The organism is Aequorivita aquimaris, assembly GCF_001573155.1.
GTDB lineage: Bacteria > Bacteroidota > Bacteroidia > Flavobacteriales > Flavobacteriaceae > Aequorivita > Aequorivita aquimaris.
The window spans coordinates 150,693-172,985 of the sequence record NZ_JRWG01000005.1 but is presented as its reverse complement, the minus strand read 5'-3'; the positions used below and the strand labels follow the sequence as shown (position 1 = coordinate 172,985).

Genomic DNA, 22,293 nt, shown 5'->3' with positions numbered 1-22,293 from the left:
GCTTTGGAAGTAGAAAAAATAAGTTCAAATATTTGTAATTTTGAAGTCACTTATGAGCGAGAAACTTACCAAACAGGAACTTCACAACCTTGCAATGAATATTGTGGGTAAACAACTTGAAGCTGAGGGCTATGAATTTTTGGGTATCAATTCAAAATTGAAACGAGACCCACAGTTTGTAGCGTTAAAGGATAAAGTACTTCATTTCATAATAGTACGCGCCATCACATATCCACAGGATGCGCACGCCTATGATCCAATTTTTATGGAAACCATAAAAGCGCATGCCGAAAAATTTGAAGCCAAAACATATTATGCAGGAGTAGGTCTTGGCCATGGAAACGATTATGGACAACCGGTTTTAAAAGATGAGGATTATACCATGGTTTATAAAGGATTACAGCAAATATTATGAGGAAACTATTTTTAATACCCGTATTGTTGCTTTTCGTTTTTTGTGAAAAGAAAGAACCACGCCCCATTTTTTTACAAGGTGATGCTTTTGGAACTACCTATAACATTCAATTTTATTCCGAAAAGGATATTGATTTTAAAAAAGGATTGGATTCGGTGATTGCCGCCGTAAACCATTCCGTGAGCACCTATATTCCCGATAGCGATATTTCCAAAGTAAACCAAGGCGATTCCACCGTGGTTGTGGATTCCATTTTTAAGGAAGTTTTTGAAATTTCCAAAAAAGTAAACACCAAAACAAACGGCTATTTTGACCCGACAATCGGGGTTTTGCGAAACGCTTACGGTTTTGGCGATGTTAAACCATTGAAGGAAATTGACAGTACCACCTTGGATTCCTTGATGAAATATGTGGGTTTCCATAAAGTGAAAATTAACAGCGACGGAACCGTTTCAAAAGATTATCCACAAATATATTTCGACTTTAATGCAGTGGCAAAAGGCTTCGGGATTGATTGTCTTGGCCGTTATTTGGAATCTAAGGGCGTTACCGATTATTTAATTGAATTGGGAGGCGAGATTCTTACAAAAGGCGAAAACCTTGATAAAAACCAAAAATGGGTCGTGGGTATTGAAGCCGTAGATTCTGAACTTGAAGACCGAAGCTATGAAGCTACGGTTACATTGAAAAATGAAGGGATGGCATCCTCGGGCAATTACCGCAAATTCAGGATTGATTCCCTTACGGGGAAAAAATACGTCCACACATTGAATCCATTGACCGGCTCTGCGGAAATGAGCGATGTAACCAGTTCTACCGTCATTGCCCCCACTTGCGCCGTGGCCGATGCCTATGCCACTTCATTTATGGCATTGGGTTTGGAAAAATCAAAAGAATTGCTGAAAAATCTTCCAAATGTGGAAGCATATTTAACCTTCAATGATTCCCTGAACAACCATCAGATTTTTATGACAGATGGCTTCAAAAAACGTTTAGGAAATTGATTTTTTGCCTACAGGAATCAATTCGCCTTTAGGTAATCTGTATTTTTCAATTTCCTCGGAAGAAAGTTTTTGGGTGTAATCTACCGCTTCCACTTTAAAGCCGATACTTTCAAGTTTCGTAAAATAATCCATCCCATAAACTCGAACATGATCGTACTGTCCGAAAATCTTTGCGCGCTCTTTTGGGTCGGTAATGCTATCGTCCTCAAATGTTTTTTCTAAATCTGCTTTATAGGGAACTTGAAGAATTGCCGTGCCACCGGGTGCCAACACACGATAAATTTCCTGCATTGCTTTGGTGTCATTTGGAATGTGTTCCAAAACGTGGTTGCAGATTATAAAATCGAATTCGTTATTGGGAAAAGGCAAATTGCAAATATCCGCTTTCACATCTGCAATGGGTGAATTTAGGTCGGTTGTGGTATAAATTAGGTTTTTCATTTTCCGGAATTTCTTATAAAAAGCCTGTTCGGGTGCGAAGTGAAGCACTTTCAGATTTTTAGTGAAGAATCCAGTTTCATTTTGAAGATACAACCAAAACAATCTGTGCCTTTCCAAAGAAAGCGTTCCGGGCGAAAGTACATTTTCACGAACATTCTCATAACCGTACGGAAGAAACTTTCGGTATGATTTGTCGTTAATGGGATCTGTGTATTTATTTCCCCTAAGAAAAAATGCAAATATAGGCCTGCCAATAATGCTCAATCGTATAAGCAGCGGACGGGGAATGGTATTTAGGAGTTTTTTGAACAAAAGTTTTGGGTTGTTACACAGAGTTGCACAGAGGTTCCGCGGAGTTTCACTGAGAATTTATAAATCTTTTTAAGCCGTTTTTTAAAAGTATTGTATGAAAGTTGAACATCAGGCCTAAAGGATACTTTCCTAATTTAAGATATGTTAAAACTTGTGCTGTATGCACATCTGTGAAATTTTCTACAGTTTTGATTTCTATAACGACTGAATTTTCAACCAATAAATCAATTCTATATCCGTGATCTAATTTTATGTCTTTATAAATTATAGGCAAGGGTTTTTCTTTTTCAACAATTAATCCCTTCGCTCTCAGTTCAAATAAAAGACATTCCTGATAAGCAGATTCTAATAGACCCGGTCCAAGGTTTCGATGAACCTCTATTGCTGAACCTATTATAATTTCTGTTAATTCGTTGTTCATTTCTCCGCGAATCTCTGTGTTTCTCAGCGTAACTCAGCGTAATAGCATTTTCAGTTTGCTCGGAACTCCTTTTCCTCATCGCTCACAATGCCCAAGGCTTCATACACATAAGCAAATGTAGAAAGCAGTTCGGGTTTTCCATTTACCAAAGCAATATTGTGCTCAAAGTGTGCGCTGGGCTGCCCGTCTTGGGTAACGATGGTCCAGCCATCCTTTAACTGTTTCACTTTATGGGTTCCCATATTTATCATCGGTTCCAGTGCGATGGTCATTCCCTCAATAAATTTCTTTCCACGACCGCGACGCCCGTAATTTGGCATTTCAGGGTCTTCGTGCATTTTTCTTCCGAGTCCGTGGCCAACAAGTTCACGAACCACGCCATAGCCGTGTGCTTCGCAATAATTTTGAATAGCGAAACCAACATCGCCCACGCGATTGCCAGCTTTAAATTCGCGGATACCGACGTAAAGGGATTCTTTTGTAATTTTCAACAGTTTTTTTATTTCGGGAGCCACTTCACCAACTTCAAAAGTATAGGCGTGATCGCCGTAAAAACCGTTCTTTATGGCGCCGCAATCTATAGCCACAATATCGCCTTCCTTTAAAGGAATATCTGTTGGCAGACCGTGGACCACAGCCTCATTTACACTGGTAAGCAGCGTTGAAGGACAATCATACAATCCCAAAAAGCCGGGAACGGCATCTTGGCTACGGATGTAGTCTTCCGCCATTTTATTGAGTTGGTTGGTGGTAACACCCGGTTTTACCTCTTTTGCGAGCATTCCCAAAGTACGGGAAACCACCAAGGCGCTTTCGCGCATCAATTCTATTTCTTCTCTTGTTTTTGGAATTATCATAGGGTTATTTTAAAAAGGAAAACAATCCCTTTTTTTGGGTTTTGGGTTTTGCGGGTGCGGGCGCGCCAACCAATTGTTGGTATATTTCGCCCCAACTTTTAAGGCCGCCGATGTTACGATCGTCAATAAAAACGTCCGCATGTATTTTTCGACTGTACGAAGCGTCAAATTCCTCTTCAGGGAAACTTTGGTTTACTGCATAAAAAAAAATGCCGTTTTCTTCACAGAATTTTACGGCTTCTTCCAAAGTGCGCCCTTTTCGATAGGTCCATAAAATAAGCCGATGCCCTTCATTCTGCAGTTTTTTCAAAGTATCAAAAGCAAAAATAATGGGCCTGCCAATGCGTGGATATTCATCTTCCACAATGGTTCCGTCAAAATCTACGGCTATGGTGAGGGTTTCTCTAATCATCGTCATTTTTCGAGCCGCAAATTTACAAATAATTATGCCGTTGCTAAAGTTTTATTCGGCGTAAGCGTGTTTGTATTCCTTGCCGCTTAAAATGGCGAGCATGTCTTTTTCAAGGCTTTCAATAGGGTACTCCACAATTCGGCCCAATTCCTTTCCGTTTTTATAGAAAATTAGCGTCGGAACGTTGGTGATGTTTTTGCCATCCTCAAAACCCTGGGGCGTTGTTTTTTCATCAGAAACGGTAATCAAGGTGAGTTTTGATTCATCAAAATTGGCTTCGTCCAAAATTTTATAAAAATGTGGCGTCTCGCGCTGGCTGTCCTCGCACCAAGTGCCCATAAAAACAGTGATGGTCGCATCTTTTAAAAGCGGTTTCAATTTTTCCAAAGTTTCAGAATCTACTTTGTAATTTTCATAACCCGTGTTGAACCAACTTTTAAAAGCGTCCATTTGGAACCCTTTGCGGTTGGCTTTTCCCAAAAGCATCACGGTATCTTCGTAGGGAACGGTGTCGTTTATTTTTTCTTTGGTCCCGAGGCTTCGAGATCCTGAAATCATTTCTTTTGAAGTGTTTTCATCCACTTTGTTTTTTTCTTTGGAAGAATTGCAGGCTACCAAAAATGTTGCCGAGAGTATTATAAATAGTTTTTTCATAGTATTAAATCAAGGAATTTTGTGTCATTATTTCAGGTTTTTCAATGCCCATAATTTTTAGGATTGTCGGGGCAATATCTCCCAAAACACCATCTTTAACAGCTTTTATTTCATCATCCACAATGATGATCGGCACTGGATTGGTAGTATGTGCCGTATTGGGAGAGCCGTCGGGATTTCGCATGGTTTCGCTATTGCCGTGGTCTGCAATTATGATTGTTGTGTAATGGCTTTCCAGTGCTTGCTCCACGATTGCGCGAGCACAATTGTCCACAGTTTCACAAGCTTTTACGGCAGCTTTAAAAACGCCGGTATGGCCAACCATATCTGGGTTTGCGAAATTTAGACAGATAAATTCCGCAGTCTCTTTTTCAATCTCAGGAAGTATCATATCCCGAAGTTCATAAGCGCTCATTTCGGGTTTTAAATCGTAAGTAGCCACCGTGGGTGAGGGACAAAGAATTCGTTTTTCACCCTCAAAGGGAATTTCCCTTCCGCCCGAAAAGAAAAAGGTTACGTGGGGATATTTCTCGGTTTCCGCAATTCGTATTTGCTTCTTTTTATTTCTTTCCAAAACCTCGCCCAAAGTATCGTGCAGGTTTTCCTTATTGTAAACCACGTGGATATTTCCGAAGGAATCATCATAATTGGTAAGCGTTACGAAATAAAGCGGAAGCGTTTTCATTCCATATCTTTCGTAATCCTTTTGCGTTAACACTTCGGTAAGTTGCCTTCCGCGGTCGGTCCTAAAATTGAAAAATATTACAACGTCGTCTTTTTCAATGGTTGCAACGGGTTTGCCTTCGGAAGTAATCATCACGATGGGTTCGATGAATTCATCGGAAATGCCTTCCGCATAACTTTTCTCGATACTGTTTACGGCATAGGTTGAAGGTTTCCCTATTCCGAAGCGTAACAAATCATAGGCTTTCTTTACGCGTTCCCAACGTTTGTCGCGGTCCATGGCGTAATAGCGGCCAATAATGGAAGCGAGTTTCCCGCCTGTTTTTTCCAAATGGTTTTGTAAGTCTGCAATAAACCCTTTCCCTGAATGAGGGTCCACATCGCGGCCATCTGTAAAGGCATGGACGTAAATATTTTTTAATCCGTGTTGCTGCGCGGCTGTTAACAACCCTTTTAAATGGTCTATGTGCGAATGTACGCCCCCGTTGGAAACAAGACCCAAAAAATGTACTTTTTTGTTGTGAAAGATGGCGTGATTGAAGGCTTTTTCAAGCTCAGGTTCACTTTTCAGCGTTCCGTTTTCAACCGCAATATTTATTTTGGCAAGGTCTTGATAAACAATTCTTCCTGCGCCCAGATTCATATGTCCCACCTCGCTGTTGCCCATTTGGCCCTCGGGCAGCCCCACGTTCATTCCGTGGGTGAGCAATTGTGCGTGCGGATATTTTTTATAAAGCGAATCGATAAAAGGGGTATCGGCCTGTGCGATGGCAGAAACGGCAGGGTCTTGCGTAATGCCCCAACCATCGAGTATCATTAAGAGAACTTTTTTGTTCATGGTGCAAAGATAAGTTTAAATGTTTATGGGTTTAAAAGTTTAGAAGTCGATGAGTTGAGAAGTTTATATATGAGGAAACAAAAATCTTGAATTTTAAAACCTTGAATTTTGAATCAATTTAGGAAAGCAACTTCGGATTAATATCAAAAATATTTTCTTTTACATATTTTGAAACGAAAGCTTCGGAAAAATGTTCATTGCCCATTATTTTTTCTTCGGAAAGCATTTTTTTCACGTCAATCTGCTCTTTATAAACTTTCAGCATTGGGATGGAAACTGGTGCATAGCTGAAATGCCACGGTTCATATTTAAACCCTTTTCGATTGCCGTTGTCGGTATAGACTTCGTAAAAGTCGAATTTCTCCGCATTGTCATTCAACCACATTTTCAGTTTGCAGAAAGGTCCGTTTCCGTGGAAATTTTCGGGTATTAACACATTTGCGGGCCGCGGGGCATTGGCGTCAATAATGTCGATATCTGTTCCCCAATGGTGGCGCGAAGTACCGGGAATGGTGGAATATTCAATTATTTTTTCAATTGCCTTTTCTGGCGAAAGCCCTTCGGCAGTGAATTTTTTGTACTTTCCTTCAAAAATTTCCTTTTGCCGCTGAAAGCTTCGGTAAGCGGAAACTACTTCAATATTTATATTTTCTTTAGCCGCGGCAGCTTTCATTTTATGGAATGCTTCCTTTGCGGTTTTGTGCATTTTTGAAGTATAGCTATCGCCCACAATATCTGGATTTCCCTTTCCTATTAATTGGTTTCGGGTAAATTCTTCTGAAAAATTACGGAAGGAAATTTGCGGAAAAATAGCCAAACCGAGTCCGGCAATGCCTGAAATTTTAATAAATTCGTTGCGCTTCATTTTATGATTTAGTGAAGTTTTAAAAGTACCAATATTTTGAAAGATAACGCCGTTTCCATCCGTATTATTGACCCAAAAGAAATTTTCACCATTGTCCCTTTTTTGCAAAAACTAGGAAATAATACGGTTGAAGGACCTGTTATCAAAGAGCGTTTGCAGGAAATGATTCAGCAGAATTACGAATGCCTTGGGATTTTTGACGAAGAAAAACTAATCGGCACTTGTGGTTTGTGGTTCCAAACCCGACACTACGCAGGGAGAAGTCTGGAAATGGATCATGTAATAATTGACGACGCCTACCGAGGTCATGGTGTTGGCAAAATGCTTGTAGAATTTGTAAGCGATTATGCCAAGAAAAAATCCTGCAATTGGGTGGAGCTAAATAGTTATGTGCATAACTTCCCTTCACATAAATTTTTTTATAACCAAGGTTTTGTGGCGAAGGGCTATCATTTTGTGAAGGAACTTTAACTTCAACTTTGCGCAGTCAACAGTCTCTCGATCATTGAGCGCAGCTGAAATGACACTTGGGCCGGCCCACAACTAAGCCTGCAATTCAAACAAAAACCTGTTGGATTTTTAATATTACAAAGCCCATTTCTGACCTCTTTGGCGACAGCAAATGCGCAAATCCTATACTGTCAATATCACTTTAAAAATAATCAACCGTCCCAAATAAGTACTGCTTGGGTAAAACATAAGTTATATTTAGATTTCAATTATAACGTATATAAAGTGTATTTATAGCATATATATAGCGTGTTTAAAGCGTATTTATAGTGTATAATAGTTATATAGACTTCTACTTTAATATAACTCCAAAACGATTGCAACCCTTAAAAAGAATCAGGTAAATAAAAATCTATTGTTTCTATTATAGCTGACTTCGCTACCCCTAGACCCATCAGTAGGTTAGGGATAATGCTTTTAAATACCAAACTCTTGGAATAGATTTTCTAAAGTGTATAAATGCGGAACACCTAACTAAAAAGATAGATAATAGAAACTCTCAAAGGGTTTAAAATTGTTGAATTGTAACAGAAAGATATAGCAATAAAAAAGTTATCAATCCCAGAGAATAACAATATTACAATCGTAGCCCGTCCTAAGCGTCTACCGTTCAAGAATATACAACCTTAATGAAATTTTAGCGAAGTCCCGCTTTTCACCTCATACGGCTCTTTTCCCTGTTCAAAAACGCGGGCTTTCAATTCACCTTTTAACATAATCTCATCGCCTTTTACACGAAGCCAACTGCCCTCGCGCAGCCCGATAACGGGAATTGTGTTTTGGGTATGAAATTCCGCAATACGGGTCTCTCGGGTTTCGCCCATGTGTTTGCTATTTGGATCAGGGTCCAAATAATGCGGGTTGAGGTTGAAGGGAATCACGCCCAAAGTTTTAAAAGAGGGCGGATAAACAATAGGCATATCATTAGTTGTTTGCATGGAAACTCCGCAAATATTGCTGCCCGCGCTGGTGCCCATATACGGTAATCCGTTAAAAATAGCTTCACGAAGCGGTTGCATAATTTCCAAACGGTAGAGCGCACTTACCAAAACAAAGGTATTTCCACCACCTGTAAATGCGCCTTTTGCGTTTTTTAATGCTTCCAATGGATTATCAAAAGTGTGCAATCCAACCAATTTCTTGCCGATTTTGGAAAATGCTTTTGCAGCTTTTTCAGTGTATTCGTCGTGGCTGATGCCGCCCGGACGGGCGTAGGGAATGAAGATTACTTCTTCGGTATCCTTAAAAAGCTCGGCCATTTCGTCGGTTATATAATCTAGATATTCCCCGCCGTAAACGGTGCTGGTGCTTGCTGTTATTAGGTTTTTCATTATTGTTTATTTTCAGAAATGTAAATTTAACTATTGCATCTGTAAACTTTACCTTTTCGATAACAAAACAAAACCGTACTTTTAGGGAATGACAAAAAAACTACTCCTTCTATTATTAATTCTTGCAGCACCGGCACTCTTTGCGCAGGATATTGACCGCACAAAAGTTTTCGGCAAAGTGCATGTTCCCCAAGGGGAGGATGTCGAGGGCATTTCGGTTTATAATATTTCCTCACAAAAAGGAACTGTGACTGATGCCGATGGAAACTTTGAAATTGATTTGGCGGAAAACGACCGTGTGCAAATAACCGCGCTGCAGTACCAATCTTTTACGGTTATTGTTGATAAAGGAGTCATAACCAGAAAAGTGATGAATATTTTCCTGAATCCTTCCGTAAACCAGTTGGAAGAAGTGGTAGTCCGCCCATACGACCTTTCTGGAAATATAAACGTAGATGTAAAAAAAATCCCCACCTATAACGTTACAAAGGACTGGGACCTGAGTTATAAAAACCTGGAATACGGCTACACCTTTGTGCCTGATGATAAAACTGCTGTTCGGGGGAATGCCGCAGAAGAAGCGCTGCACGGCAACGCACTTAAAAATGGCGCAAATATTCTGGCGCTTTTGGGAGGAGTGGCACAATTGCTATTTCCGGAAGGCAAAAAAATAACGTTGGTTGAAAAACAGGAAACCCAAAGCGCAATTAGCAATAACATACAACAGAGATTTAGCAAGGATTTTATTGTGGCAAATTTTGATATTCCAGAAAATAAAGCGGTTGATTTTCTCTTTTTTGCACAGGAAAATGGGTTGGATAAAGATTTATTGAAACCTGAAAACGAAATGCAGCTCATGGAGTTTCTGTTCAAAAAAAGCAAGGAATACAAAGAGCGTGGTGAGTAAATTTAGAAATAAGACGTCTGAAAAAAGTGTATTTCAAAAACAATCTTCCAAAAAACCTGTAACATTTCAGAAATGAACCGTCTAATGTTCCATTAGTTTGCCTATTTTTTATATGAAGTATTTTAGAATCTCACTTTTATTACTCATCTTTCCGCTTATTTCGGCTACTTCCGCACACAAATTTTATGTGAGTATTACCAAAATTGAATATGTGAAGGAGAAAAAATCACTTCAAATAATCACTAAAATTTTTATTGATGATATTGAGGATGCGCTACAGCAACGCTACGACCCCTCCATTTCGTTGGACACCAAAAAGGAAACCGAAACTGCCGATGAATATGTGCAGAAATATATTCTTCAAAAGCTAAACATAAAAGTGAACGGAAAACCGGTGCAACTTAATTACATCGGAAAGGAATATGATGTGGATATGCTCGTTGCCTATATAGAGGTTGCTAATATAACCGATTTAAAATCTCTTGAGGTAGAAAATAAAATATTGATGGAAATGTTTCCCGAACAACAAAATATAATTCACCTAAAAACCCCAAATAGCCGTAAAAGTTTGATGCTTGATAAAGACGAACCCAACGGTGTCTTAAAATTTAACTAAATCAACAAAATCACTTAAAATTTCCCGATTAGTATGCGATTATTTAATTCCTTTCTTCTTACAGCTCTTTTCCTTTTAGCGGGAGCAGTATCTGCGCAAGATGAAACTGATTCCCAAAAGCGTGAGCCCGGTCATTATAACACAAACCGTTTTAAGCAGCTTTACGAAGAATTTTCAACACCAAATATGTTCCGGACCGCAAGCGGAGCTCCCGGACCTAGCTATTACCAGCAGCAAGCAGATTATGTGATGGACATAGAGCTGGATGACAAAAACAAAAAGCTTTCCGGTTTTGAGACTATAACGTATACAAACAATTCACCCGATGTTTTGGAATATCTATGGGTGCAATTAGACCAGAATAAAAGGGCAAAAGATTCCAAATCGCCTTTGATTGAACCTTCTGATGCTTTGCCGGGAGACATGGCCGGAAATTTTGTGAAAAATTATATGGGAACTCCTTTTGAGGGAGGCTTCAATATTTTGGAAGTAAAAGATGCCAAAGGCAATCCTTTAAAGCATATTATTAACCAAACGATGATGCGTATTGATATGCCGAAGAAATTAAGCCCAGGTGAAAAATTTGTATTCTCCATCAAGTGGTGGTACAATATCAATGACCACGTAGTAGACCGCGCCCGAAGTGGTTATGAAACTTTTGAGGACGGAAACCGTGGTTATGTAATCGCCCAATTCTATCCCCGAATGGCGGTTTATAACGATGTGGAAGGCTGGCAAAACAGCCAGTTTTGGGGTAGGGATGAATTTGCACTTCCTTTCGGAAATTTTGAAGTGAATATTACAGTTCCTGCTGACCATATTTTGGATGCTACTGGAGAGCTTCAAAACAGAAAGGAAATTTTTACCAAAGAAATGATGAATCGTTACGAAGCTGCTCAAAAATCTTATGACAAGCCTGTAGTCATCGTAACCCAAGCCGAGGCCGAAGCTGCCTCAAAAGGGTTTTCAACGGCAAAAAGAACCTGGAAATTTAAAGCGGAAAATGTACGTGATTATGCCTTTGCAACTTCACGTAGATACATTTGGGATATGATGGCAGTAAAAATGGGCAGTGGCTCTGTTATGGCAGTTTCACTCTATCCGCCAGAATCAAACCCGCTTTGGGAAGATTGGTCTACACGTGCAGTGGCAAGTACTTTAAAAACCTATTCACGTATGACTTTTGACTATCCGTACTCAAAAGCCATTTCAGTAAGTGCTAAAAACCAAGGAATGGAATACCCCATGATTTGCTGGAACTATGGAAGACCAGACAAGGATGGAACCATCAGCGATCGTACAAAATATGGAATGATAAGCGTGATTATCCACGAAGTGGGTCATAACTATTTCCCGATGATCGTAAATAGCGACGAGCGCCAATGGACCTGGATGGATGAGGGATTAAATACTTTTACCCAATACGTCGCAGAGCAAGATTTTGGTGAGGAATATCCCGAAGCCATTGCGCCCAATAAAAAATATCCATCGCGCCGCGGTCCCGCAAAAAACATTGTTGATTATATGGCCGGCGACCAAAGCCAATTGGCGCCAATAATGACCAAAGGATTGAATACTTATAACTTTGGGGCAAATGCATATGCAAAACCTGCAACGGCACTTAACATTCTTCGTGAGACCATTATGGGTCGCGAACTTTTTGATTTCGCCTTTAAAACCTATGCAAACCGTTGGATGTTTAAACATCCAACGCCAGAGGATTTCTTCCGAACTATGGAAGATGCATCTGCGGTAGATTTGGATTGGTATTGGAGAGAGTGGTTTTATACCACGGATTATGTAGATATTGGGGTGAAAGAGGTTAAGAAATTTTACGTGACTTCAAAAATCAACAAAGAAGCAAGACAAATGATGGAAGCCAATGGCATTAAGGAAAGCGATTTGCCCCCTCTTGTCTATTTTGTAAGAGAAGACAGTGAAGATTTTGAGGAAAGTATGCGTGATGTGAAAATTGAGGATGTGAAAACTTTAAAAGAATATATTGCAGATAATATTCCTGTCGAAGAGCGTGCCAATCTAAAAAATCCAAGCTATTTTTATGAAATAACTTTTGAAAAGCCAGGAGGAATTCCAATGCCTATTATTGTGCAATTATCCTACGCCGATGGAACTTCTGAAAAGATTACCTATCCAGCTGAAATATGGAGAAAAAATGATGCTTCCGTAGGAAAATTTATAGCTTCAGAAAAAGAAATAACCAAGATTGAAGTTGATCCAGACGAAGAGACAGCAGATATTGATACAAGCAATAATACATGGCCAAAGCGTAAAAAACTTGGTGCTTTTGACCAGTTTAAAAATAAAACAAAAACAGACTAATTAGTGATTTAATTATAAGAACCCTTCTTCAATATTTATTGAGGAGGGGTTTTTTGTGCAGTATGGTTTTCAGAAAAACTCACCACTCAACACGTATAACTCATAACTCGTTAGTATATTTGCAGCATGATTTCACAGGCAATTTTTCTTTTCATTAGTGGTGCCGAAATAGGTTTTATCCTGTTCATCGTGCTTTTGGTCTTTGGTGCTGACAAAATACCAGAGATTGCGCGTGGAATGGGCAAGGCGATGCGACAAGTAAAAGACGCTACCAACGATATTAAATCTGAAATAACCAAAAGCGCCGAAAAACAGGGTATTGATATAGACATTACCAAAGATGTCCAAAAACAAATAGACCAAGTAAAGGAAGACGTTGACGAGGTTACGGGGCCTATAAAAAGAAAATTCTAAATGCTTGAGACCCTAAAACAGTGGGACAGAGAGCTATTTGTTTTTTTAAACAGCTTAGGAATTGAGCGTTTTGACGGCTTTTGGATATACGTTACCCAAATTGAAAGTTGGACCCCATTATTCATCTTCTTTTTCATACTTATATTTTATTACTACAAATGGAGAAAAGGCGCAACAGTTGCCTTTTTTGTTTTGTTGACCTTCGGAATAACTATCTTTTTTACTGGTTTTGTAAAAGACTACGTAGCAAGGCTTCGCCCCAATAATGTTGAAGCGCTGGGGGAGTTGATACGAATTCTTCAAAATCCAACCAATTACAGTTTTTTTTCCGGCCATGCTTCTTCCAGTTTTGCGATAACCACTTTTATGGTTTTGGTTTTGCGGAAATTCACAAAATGGATATACCTAGCTTATATTTGGCCGCTTGTTTTTGTAATGAGCCGCATTTACGTGGGCGTGCACTATCCCAGCGATATTTTTGTGGGAGCTTTAGTAGGAACGGTATTTGCCTTTTTCTTTTACTTTCTTTGCAAAAAAGTTTTGGCACATAAAAAGCTAATCAACAACCCGTGAAATGGTAAGTCCGTCGCGAATTGGCAAAAGTACCGTTTCAAGTTTTGGATGCTCATTTAATAGTTTATTATATTGAAGAAGTGCTTTGGTGTCAATATCATCATCTTTTACTTTTTCCACAACTTTTCCGCTCCACAGCACATTATCACTTAAAATAACGGAACCTTTTTTAAGCTTCGGAAAAATGATTTCCAGATAGTTCGGATAGTTGTTTTTATCGGCATCAATAAAAACCAAATCGAAGGTTTTTTCGAGCTTCGGAATAATTTCCAATGCATTTCCCAAATGTTGGAAAATCTGTTTCCCGAAAGGTGATTCGTCAAAATATTTTCTTTGGAAATCGAAGAGTTCTTCATTGATGTCTATTGTGTGAAGCTCGCCATTTTCCTGCATTCCTTCTGCTAAACACAATGCTGAATACCCTGTATAGGTTCCAATTTCAAGAATGTTTTTCGGCTGAATTAATTTTGAAAGCGTACTCAAAACACGGCCCTGCAAATGTCCGCTCAGCATACGTGGTTGCAACTGTTTTTGCCAGGTTTCGCGATTCAGTTTTTGAAGCAATTCCGGTTCGGGTTGTGAATGTTTTTCAACGTAATCGTTTATTTTTTCGGGAAGAAAATCCATTTTGAAAATTTTAGTGAATGCCGCCCATCATTTTTTTAATAATTGGCGAAATAAGTATTGCAAATATACCAACAACTACGCTAATTACCCCAAAACTTGCATATACCGAAACATACGAAAACAGTTGCTGAAACGCATCGCTTTGCCCCGAAGCTATTTGCGGCGATAATCCGGTAATGTATTCCGTGATATTTCCGAAGAATCCTTCCGAAAAAACATTTGTATTTCCATCAGAAACTGTGGTGAGTTTCGCAATTTTTCCTGCGAAAAAGTGTCCGTAAAAATTAGCGGAAAACCATACGCCCATGATGAAAGCCACATATTTTAAAGGAGAAAGTTCCGTCATTTTTGAAAGTCCGATAGGCGATAGAAATAATTCCCCAATCGTCAAAACCATATAGCCGATTACCAAATAACTCATCGAGGTTCTCGCAAAATCATCAACACTGTGTGCCGAAAGTGCAAAAACGATAAAACCGAGACCGAGAAATAATAATCCAAGCCCGAACTTTACGGCGGAATTAGGATTTATTTTTCTTCGGCTTAAATAGGTCCAAAGCATCGAAAACGGAATGGCGAAAAGAATGATAAATGCTGCATTTATACTATTAGTTCCAGCGGCATCCATTCCAACCAAATTCACATTTCTATCTGCAAAAAGTGTCAACGAACTTCCAGCCTGTTCAAAAATTGCGGCGAACAAAGTGTATAAAACCGTAAAGTAAACCGCCACCAATAAACGTTTCTTTTCTTTTGAACTGACTGTGGAAATAATGTAACCGATATAAAAAACCAAAAATGCAGAAACAATCCACACTAAATAGCCCTCAAATTCATTAAAACGTACAAGGGTTGCAAAAATTCCAACAGAAACGATTGAAGCCAAAACAATCAATTTCCCTCGATTTAACCCAAATGATTTTTTATCGTAAACCTCTTGGTTGGGTACCAAACCTTGATTTCCAAACACATTATTTTTTAAGCCAGTTCTAAAGACCAATAGTCCGGTAACCATGCCAATTCCCGCCAAAACAAAGCCGTAATGCCAACCATAAGTTATCGCGAACCAAGCGCACAAAAGAGGCGCGATCGCTGCGCCCAAATTTATTCCGAGGTAAAAAATAGTAAAACCTGAATCGCGACGCGCATCGCCCTGCGCGTATAATTCACCAACAAACGATGAAATATTCGGTTTAAAAAAGCCATTTCCCACAATTATCAATCCAAGGGAGCCATAAAAGAAAATGGGCATTTCAATGGAAAGAAAAAAGTGGCCGAAAATCATTAAAATCCCACCGAGGATAATTGCTTTTCGGTAACCCAAAATTTTATCGGCCAAAATCCCGCCAATCATCGGTGTTACATAAACCAGCGACATATAAGCCGCATAAACGCCGAAAGCCATATCGTCATCATACAACAAATGTTTTGTCATATAAAGAACGAGCAAAGCGCGCATTCCGTAAAAGGAAAAGCGCTCCCACAATTCTGCAAAAAATAGATAAAGAAGTCCTTTGGGGTGGCCGAAAAGTTGAGGTTGTTCTGCCTCGGAAATTACATTGCTCATAGTTGGATTTTTAATTTGGAGCAATGTAAAACAGATTGCAAACCGATGGGTTCGCTGTTTTAATTTATACTAAAAAATAGTGAAATGTGAGTAATTGTAAATGCGATTACAATGGGTTACAAAAACGCTTTGTAGTCTTTGTTTTCGGCGCTTTCGGAAAATTCCTCAAGCAATCTTTTATCGATGGAAATGTTGTTCGGAACAATCCGCAAACGGTATTTGCTTTCGCCAATAAAAGTAAAAAGGTCGCGACGGTCGAGTTTTTGCGAATCGTCCAATTGAAGAATATCGTTGATGTTTTCGATGATTCGGGTGAGATAGGTTTGGTTTTTTATTTCACCACCAAGATTTACGGGAATGGTTTGCGAATCGCCTTCAGCAAATTTTCTTCGGATGGCAAATTTCAGCAGATTTTTATACTGCGTGGTTTTTGAGCCGAAATCGATGGTTTGGTCGTAAATGTTTTTCGTCGGAATATTCAATTTTACCAAACTCCAATCCAAGAAGTGAATGGTTATTTCATTCGGTTTTGGAGTGCTTGCAAGGCGAATAACCCAAGTTGTCGCCAAAACCAAAAAGATGGAAATCAGTGAAGTTTTCGCAATTATTTTGATGAAATTGTTGCTGAAATCATTTCCGAAGGTTAAAAAAACTTCTGAAAGCTGCGATACAAATATAAGCAGTATCACTACTACCGAGATATAGCCAATAATTTTTAAACCCCTGTAAACAAAGGTTCTGTAAAAAGAAACGCCTAACAAATAACAGAGGAATCCCGAAAGCAATAAATCTGGAATTGCACTAATGCGTATTCCTTTTATAACATTATTCTCTTTTAATATTAAAGGTAGCGCAAAGGTTATTATAGAAGTAAAAACAATTACTAAAATTATTTTTTTTATATTTTTTTTATTGTGGTAAATAAATCCGGGTGCGTAATAAAAATAGAAAAGCGCCAATAGTAAAAACATATTATTTACAATTGAAAACAGATTTATAGCCAATTGGTAGCCCCGGGTTTCGGTAGTGTTGAAAATTGTACCGCCAAAAATCCAACAGCCCGAGAGCACCCAAACAAACATTGCACAACTTAAATAAAGCAAGCCCTTATCAACTCTTTTTTGTGAGTCATCTTCCTCTAGCAATTGACGAAACCTCGCACGTATGTTATACCAAAGCGCAAGCAATAAAATACCGCCAATAAAGGCAATGCAAATATGTGAAAGGATATAGAATTTGGCTACTTCTGTCATTATTCGCCTAAAATTCTTTTGACTAATTTTTGCTTGGCAGCCTCATCGTCACCGCAGAGCCATTGAATAACGTTGTCTTCCCACATGGCATCGGCTTGCTCTTGTGTTATTATTTTTCGTTCCAAAGCCAAATCCAAAATTTTTCCGGGATAGGAAGATTGGGGTGCGCTTTCCATTTCACCAAGCGGGTAGGGATCGTCAAGCCCCACCAGAACTTGTTTTGCGCCTTGGTTTTTTACGACCAATTCCAAAGAACCTGTATCGTGGACCAAAGTGTCGAAGAAAATGTTTTTGTGGCCGACCGATTTTCGGGGATGCACTTTTCCTTTAAAAAGATCGGGCCGGCCATCAAAACCTTGAATTCTTCTTCCCAGGTTTATCTGTGCCAATTGGCCGCCGTGGGCAAAACAGGTTCGCATTCTGGGATATTTATCTGCGTAGCCATTTAGGGTTAAAAAGTGATAGGCATCGGCACATTGGGCAAGCATCCAAATAAGGTGGAAGCGCCAGGCAGTGTTTTCAAGCTTAATGAATTTTTCGCCATCGTAGGGATGGATTTCAACGGCGAGATTGTATTTTGAAGCAAGTTCAAAAATAGGTTCATTCTCTTCATCAAAAATGCAACGCCAAGTACCAATGGTATCCATATAATGTGTGGGCAAACAAAGAAGTTGCATGCCTAATTCTTCCACACAGCGTTCCATTTCCCAAAGCGCCCCGCGAACAAAACCGGGGTGTACCACAAAACCACAGGTAAATTTTGAGGGATGGTCGTGCTGTATCTTTGCGTTGAAATCATTCTGAAAGCGAAGTGCCTGTTTCATTTCCTCTACGCGCAGACCATTTCCGTAGAGTTGGGAAAGGTTTAAAACCACGGCGTGGTCTATTTTAAAACGCTCCATCCATTCCAACTTTTCATTCAAAAAGAAACTGGAATCGGTAACTGGGCGACTCCAATCTTTTTGGAGCATAAACTTTCGGTCCTTATCTACCCAAAAAATTCCCTTATCCTGCATGAACTGCGGAATTTCCTCGGGATAAGGAAGCAAATGTGAATGGCCGTTAATGCGGAGTTTTCGTTTCATAAGAAAATTTAAGGAATGCTAAAGTTACAAACTTTTAGTGCGTCCACCATCTACGGGTAGGTTTATTCCGTTGATGTAGCTTGCGGCTTCACTGGCCAAAAATGCAACAGCATTTGCAATCTCACCCGGTTGGGCGAAACGCCTTGCCGGAACAAGACTTTTCATAAAATCGCTGGCTTCTTTTTCGGTTTTATCCATGCGTTTTGCGGCGTTGGCTACAATGTCTTCTAATCTGTCAGTTGCTGTAAAACCTGGCAAAACATTGTTTACCGTTATCCCGAATTGCCCCAACTCATTCGCCAGGGTTTTGCTCCAGTTTGCAACAGCGCCGCGAATGGTATTGCTTACACCAAGTCCATCAATAGGCTGTTTTACCGAAGTGGAAATGATATTGATAATTCTGCCATAATCGGCTTCCTTCATCCCGGGAACTACCGCCTGCACTAAAATTTGATTACAGATCACGTGCATTGAGAATGCTTTTTCAAATTCCTCGGTTTCCGCGGAAAAGATTGGACCGCCTTTTGGACCGCCCGTGTTGTTCACCAAAATATGAAATGTTTTGTTGGAAGCGGCCAGCTCGGCCTTTTCCTTTACCTGTTTCGGATTGGTAAAATCCGCAATGAAATAATTGTGTTTTTGGCCTTTTTCGAAAGGAAGTTCAATCAAAGTATCTTTTAATTTTGATTCGTCGCGGGCCACAAGCGTTACCGTCGCACCCAATTTTGCCAATTGAATTGCTGTCGCTTTCCCAATGCCGGCGGTACTTCCGCAGACCAGTGCGTTTTTATTTGTTAAGTCTAAATTCATAGTCAATATTCAATGTTCAATATTCAATGTTCAATTCTCAATACTTTTATCCCTCATCCCTCATTCCTCATACCTAATAACTAATACAAACATTCTTCGCCTCCGTAAAAAACCGAAGTGCCTCAAAACCCCCTTCGCGACCCACGCCGCTATCCTTCATTCCGCCGAAAGGCGTTCGCAAATCACGGTTTAGCCACGTATTTACCCAAACAATGCCAGCTTCAATCTCTTTTGAAATGCGCATCGTGCGGTTTAAATCTGAAGTCCAAAGGGTTGAAGATAAACCATATTTAACGGAATTTGCCATTTGTAAAACTTCTTCCTCGGTTTCAAAAGGCATAATGGTTACTACAGGACCGAAGATTTCTTCTTGGTTTACACGACATTGGTCGTCAAAAACCTCAATGACCGTGGGTTCCAAATAATAACCATTTTCGAAATTTTTCACCGAAACCCTATTTCCGCCACAAAGGATTTTTCCGCCTTCTTTTTCGGCGAGTTTTATATACGATTCCACTTTTTCCAAATGTGGTTTCGATACCAAAGCACCCAAATTGGTTTCGGCATCAAAGGGATTCCCCACTTTTAGTTGCTTTACTTTTTCAACAAAATCTTTTTTGAATTTTTCAAACAGTGGTTTCTCCACATAAATCCTGCTTCCGCAAAGGCAAATTTGGCCTTGGTTCGCAAAGGAAGAGCGCACGGTAACTTCCAGCATTTTCTCATAATCGCAATCTGCGAAGATGAGGTTTGGGTTTTTTCCACCGAGTTCCAAAGAAAGTTTTTTGAACATTGGTGCGGCGGTTCGGGCAATGTGTTCGCCGGTTTTGGTTCCGCCGGTAAAGGAAATTGCTTTTATGTTTTTATGCTCCACAATCGCTTGCCCTGGGGAAGGTCCCGTGCCGTGCACGATGTTCAAAACACCTTTTGGCAAACCGGCTTCGGTGCAAATTTCACCTAAAAGGAAAGCGGTCATTGGTGTAACCTCGCTGGGTTTTGCAACTACCGTATTTCCTGCAGCAATTGCCGGGGCGATTTTCCAAGTGAACAAATATAACGGAAGGTTCCAGGGTGAAATACAGCCCACAACGCCAAGCGGCTGGCGCAAAGTAAAATTCATCGTATTCAATCCCACACTTTCGTGGGCCTCGCTGGAAAATTGGGTAATTGCATTTCCGAAAAATCGAAAGTTTGCAGCGGCTCTGGGAATATCAACTGCCAAAGACAAACTCAATGGTTTGCCGTTGTCCTTTGCCTCGGCTTCGGCCAATTCAACTAGTTTTTCTTCAATTAAATCTGCAATTTTTAAAAGAATTTTGCTGCGTTCGTCAATGGTTGTGTTGCTCCATTTTGGGAAAGCTTCCTTTGCAGCTTGGTATGCAGTTTCAATATCCTCGACATTTGAATCTGCAATCTGTGAATAAATCTCACCATTGGACGGATTGTAATTGTCCAACCATTTTTTGGAAAGCGGTTCAACGTATTCACCGTTTATATAGTTTAGGATTTTTTGCATTTTACAAAGGTTTGTAAGCCATCGCCTTAATTTCCACCACCAAATAGGGATGTGGCAATTGATGCACCGCTACCGTAGTGCGCGTTGGCCCAGTTTCCTTATTGAAATATTCTGCGTACACTTCGTTGTAACCAGCAAAGTCGTTCATATTTACCAAAAAGCTTGTCACGTCCACCACATCTGCCATAGTTGCGCCCTCAGTGGCGAGGTAATCTTTTATGTTTTCCAACACGGCGCGGGTTTGTTCTTTTATGTCGAAATGCATCGTGCCCATTTCGTCCACTTTGTGGACGCCCGCAAAGGTATTGTCGGGCAAACGCGAACTTGTTCCGCTAATAAATATAAAATCGCCCACGCGTTTTACGTGTGGATATGCGCCACGCGGCGTTGCTTTTCCCTCAACCAATCTGCTTTTGTTGCTCATAATTTATGTTTTACCCAAACGCCACTTCATCATCGTGAAGAATGGCTTTGGTCTCTTTTTTTACTAATTCGAGTTTTTCATTTAGCGACATTTCCTCTTTTATTTTTCCGTCGTCCAAAAGGTTTAAAATCGCTTTGTCCTGTGCCCGTCCGCGTTTTAATGCTTCGCTATAGGTAATGGATTCCTTAAAGGTAACCAAAGAATATTTGCTGTAATATTCCTCGGGAAATTCTGCTTCAAATGCGGTTTCCAGCTTTCTTTTCTTTTGAAAAATTTCCATTGCGGTGTGCTCTTTCATTTCGTGGAAATTATCTACCGCCAAATCTGCAATGGCATCCGTATCTTTTTTCCGAAGCGCTTCGTATTCCTTAAAAAGATTGTTCCAATTGATGTTTTCTTCGGAAGCATATTTCTCAAGAATTTCATCAAAAACCACAACATCCTCAAAGGAGGCATTCATTCCCTGCCCGTAAAATGGAACGATAGCGTGGGCAGCATCGCCCATCAACAGTACTTTTCCGAAGGCATTCCACGGCGAACATTTTACAGTTCCCAAAGGCCCAGTTGGGTTTCCGAAAAACTCCTCTGCAAGATTTGGGATCATTTCCACCACATCGGGAAATTCTTTATTGAAATATTCGTGGACCATTTCTGGTGAGGTCAAATTCGCGAAACAATAATCGCTGTTTTCATACGGAAGAAAAAGCGTTACGGTAAAACTTCCATCCAGATTTGGAAGCGCAATCAACATATCCTCGCCGCGTGGCCAAATATGCAACGCATTTTTATAGGTCCTGTAACCGCCATTTTCAGAAGCGGGAATTTCAAGTTCTTTATATCCGTGACTAAGCCATTGCTGCGAAAAACTGAACAGAAATTTATGACTTTCAAACATACTTTTTCGGACTGCGGAACCTGCGCCATCGGTTCCAAAAATTGCATCTGAGGAAATAGTAATCTCTTCTTTTGAATTGTAATCTCTGAACGTGGCGGAAACATTTTCCAAATCAACTTCTTCGCAAGCGTGGTTGAAAATGAGTTTCACATTTTGCATTTTTTCGGCTTCATCCAACAAAAGCATGTTCAATCCTGGCCGTGAAATGGAGTTGATGTATTCATCCTTTCTACCGCTATACGGACTCAAAAAAGTATTTCCCGCTTTGTCGTGGATCATCCGTCCGTTCATCGGGATGCACAATTTTTTTGCCTGTTCCTCAACTCCCGCCAAACGCAATCCCCGTAAGCCACGATCGCTCAAAGCTAAATTGATGGATCGGCCAGCGTCTTGGGTTACTTTGCGCAAATCGGGACGTTTTTCAACCAGTGTTATTTCATAGCCACGCTGTGCCATTCGCAGTGCGAGAAGGCTTCCGCAGAGGCCGGCACCGATTATTAGTATTTTTTCTTTTTTCGCCAT

General features: G+C 40.0%; 24 protein-coding genes. 8 read left to right on the top strand and 16 right to left on the bottom strand.

The features are described 5' to 3' along the window. Positions 1-52: 52 nt before the first annotated feature. A complete protein-coding gene (locus LS48_RS09735; RefSeq protein WP_062622348.1) occupies positions 53-415 on the top strand; it encodes a DUF8840 domain-containing protein in 363 nt (120 codons plus the stop codon). Beyond that, on the top strand, positions 412-1,419 hold the full coding sequence (locus LS48_RS09730) for an FAD:protein FMN transferase (RefSeq protein ID WP_062622347.1): 1,008 nt from the start codon (positions 412-414) through the stop codon (positions 1,417-1,419). The genes LS48_RS09735 and LS48_RS09730 overlap by 4 nt, the downstream gene beginning before the upstream one ends. Here LS48_RS09730 and LS48_RS09725 read toward each other — a convergent pair. The 7 genes from LS48_RS09725 to LS48_RS09695 form a co-directional block, all read right to left on the bottom strand. Further along, complete coding sequence (locus LS48_RS09725) at positions 1,408-2,172, bottom strand: class I SAM-dependent methyltransferase (RefSeq protein WP_193392795.1); 765 nt, start codon at positions 2,170-2,172, stop codon at positions 1,408-1,410. The genes LS48_RS09730 and LS48_RS09725 overlap by 12 nt on opposite strands. 46 nt (positions 2,173-2,218) lie before the next feature. Next, positions 2,219-2,593, bottom strand: a complete 375-nt coding sequence (locus LS48_RS09720; RefSeq protein ID WP_045080729.1) for a GxxExxY protein — start codon at positions 2,591-2,593, stop codon at positions 2,219-2,221. A 50-nt stretch (positions 2,594-2,643) separates the two neighbouring features. Then, the gene (map, locus tag LS48_RS09715) at positions 2,644-3,450 is read right to left on the bottom strand and encodes a type I methionyl aminopeptidase (RefSeq protein ID WP_062622345.1); all 807 of its coding nucleotides are present in this window, start codon (positions 3,448-3,450) and stop codon (positions 2,644-2,646) included. A 4-nt stretch (positions 3,451-3,454) separates the two neighbouring features. Continuing rightward, complete coding sequence (locus LS48_RS09710; RefSeq protein ID WP_062622344.1) at positions 3,455-3,862, bottom strand: BT0820 family HAD-type phosphatase; 408 nt, start codon at positions 3,860-3,862, stop codon at positions 3,455-3,457. A 51-nt stretch (positions 3,863-3,913) separates the two neighbouring features. Further along, entirely contained in the window at positions 3,914-4,516 is a 603-nt protein-coding gene (locus LS48_RS09705; RefSeq protein WP_062622343.1) for a thioredoxin family protein, read from the bottom strand. A 4-nt stretch (positions 4,517-4,520) separates the two neighbouring features. Further along, positions 4,521-6,038: a 2,3-bisphosphoglycerate-independent phosphoglycerate mutase gene (gene gpmI, locus LS48_RS09700; RefSeq protein ID WP_062622342.1), complete on the bottom strand. Its 1,518-nt coding sequence runs from the start codon at positions 6,036-6,038 to the stop codon at positions 4,521-4,523. Between the two features lie 118 nt (positions 6,039-6,156). After that, positions 6,157-6,903: a M15 family metallopeptidase gene (locus LS48_RS09695; RefSeq protein ID WP_062622341.1), complete on the bottom strand. Its 747-nt coding sequence runs from the start codon at positions 6,901-6,903 to the stop codon at positions 6,157-6,159. A 36-nt stretch (positions 6,904-6,939) separates the two neighbouring features. Between LS48_RS09695 and LS48_RS09690 the strand changes: the two genes are divergently transcribed. Next, a complete protein-coding gene (locus LS48_RS09690; RefSeq protein WP_062622340.1) occupies positions 6,940-7,374 on the top strand; it encodes a GNAT family N-acetyltransferase in 435 nt (144 codons plus the stop codon). 665 nt (positions 7,375-8,039) lie between these two features. On the opposite strand, the gene pepE is transcribed toward LS48_RS09690, so the two are convergent. Then, positions 8,040-8,744, bottom strand: a complete 705-nt coding sequence (pepE, locus tag LS48_RS09685) for a dipeptidase PepE (RefSeq protein WP_062622339.1) — start codon at positions 8,742-8,744, stop codon at positions 8,040-8,042. Between the two features lie 88 nt (positions 8,745-8,832). Here pepE and LS48_RS09680 point away from each other — a divergent pair, with 88 nt between their 5' ends. The 5 genes from LS48_RS09680 (at position 8,833) to LS48_RS09660 (ending at position 13,594) form a co-directional block, all read left to right on the top strand. Beyond that, positions 8,833-9,651 carry a BamP family beta-assembly machinery protein gene (locus LS48_RS09680; RefSeq protein ID WP_062622338.1) on the top strand — a complete coding sequence of 273 codons (819 nt, stop codon included), beginning with the start codon at positions 8,833-8,835 and terminating at the stop codon, positions 9,649-9,651. A gap of 112 nt (positions 9,652-9,763) precedes the next feature. Next, positions 9,764-10,267, top strand: a complete 504-nt coding sequence (locus LS48_RS09675; protein WP_062622337.1) for a DUF6702 family protein — start codon at positions 9,764-9,766, stop codon at positions 10,265-10,267. Positions 10,268-10,300: 33 nt separating this feature from the next. Further along, on the top strand, positions 10,301-12,607 hold the full coding sequence (locus LS48_RS09670; protein WP_062622336.1) for a M1 family metallopeptidase: 2,307 nt from the start codon (positions 10,301-10,303) through the stop codon (positions 12,605-12,607). Positions 12,608-12,733: 126 nt separating this feature from the next. Beyond that, on the top strand, positions 12,734-13,021 hold the full coding sequence (locus tag LS48_RS09665; RefSeq protein ID WP_062622335.1) for a Sec-independent protein translocase subunit TatA/TatB: 288 nt from the start codon (positions 12,734-12,736) through the stop codon (positions 13,019-13,021). Then, positions 13,022-13,594 carry a phosphatase PAP2 family protein gene (locus tag LS48_RS09660; RefSeq protein WP_062622334.1) on the top strand — a complete coding sequence of 191 codons (573 nt, stop codon included), beginning with the start codon at positions 13,022-13,024 and terminating at the stop codon, positions 13,592-13,594. Here the strand turns inward: LS48_RS09660 and LS48_RS09655 are convergent. The 8 genes from LS48_RS09655 to LS48_RS09620 form a co-directional block, all read right to left on the bottom strand. Then, positions 13,577-14,221 (bottom strand): O-methyltransferase, encoded by a 645-nt coding sequence (locus LS48_RS09655; protein ID WP_062622333.1) that lies wholly within the window; start codon positions 14,219-14,221, stop codon positions 13,577-13,579. The two genes, LS48_RS09660 and LS48_RS09655, sit on opposite strands and share 18 nt — an antisense overlap. Positions 14,222-14,231: 10 nt before the next feature. Then, a complete protein-coding gene (locus LS48_RS09650; RefSeq protein ID WP_062622332.1) occupies positions 14,232-15,788 on the bottom strand; it encodes a peptide MFS transporter in 1,557 nt (518 codons plus the stop codon). Between the two features lie 116 nt (positions 15,789-15,904). Continuing rightward, positions 15,905-17,041 carry a hypothetical protein gene (locus LS48_RS09645; RefSeq protein ID WP_062622331.1) on the bottom strand — a complete coding sequence of 379 codons (1,137 nt, stop codon included), beginning with the start codon at positions 17,039-17,041 and terminating at the stop codon, positions 15,905-15,907. Beyond that, the gene (locus LS48_RS09640; protein ID WP_062622330.1) at positions 17,041-18,126 is read right to left on the bottom strand and encodes an amidohydrolase family protein; all 1,086 of its coding nucleotides are present in this window, start codon (positions 18,124-18,126) and stop codon (positions 17,041-17,043) included. The genes LS48_RS09645 and LS48_RS09640 overlap by 1 nt, the downstream gene beginning before the upstream one ends. 24 nt (positions 18,127-18,150) lie before the next feature. After that, complete coding sequence (locus LS48_RS09635; RefSeq protein ID WP_062622329.1) at positions 18,151-18,936, bottom strand: SDR family oxidoreductase; 786 nt, start codon at positions 18,934-18,936, stop codon at positions 18,151-18,153. A 73-nt stretch (positions 18,937-19,009) separates the two neighbouring features. Continuing rightward, positions 19,010-20,452, bottom strand: coding sequence for an aldehyde dehydrogenase (locus LS48_RS09630; RefSeq protein ID WP_062622328.1), 1,443 nt, complete (start codon positions 20,450-20,452; stop codon positions 19,010-19,012). A gap of 1 nt (position 20,453) precedes the next feature. Next, complete coding sequence (locus LS48_RS09625; protein WP_062622327.1) at positions 20,454-20,876, bottom strand: RidA family protein; 423 nt, start codon at positions 20,874-20,876, stop codon at positions 20,454-20,456. A gap of 10 nt (positions 20,877-20,886) precedes the next feature. Further along, the gene (locus tag LS48_RS09620) at positions 20,887-22,293 is read right to left on the bottom strand and encodes an FAD-dependent oxidoreductase (protein ID WP_062622326.1); all 1,407 of its coding nucleotides are present in this window, start codon (positions 22,291-22,293) and stop codon (positions 20,887-20,889) included.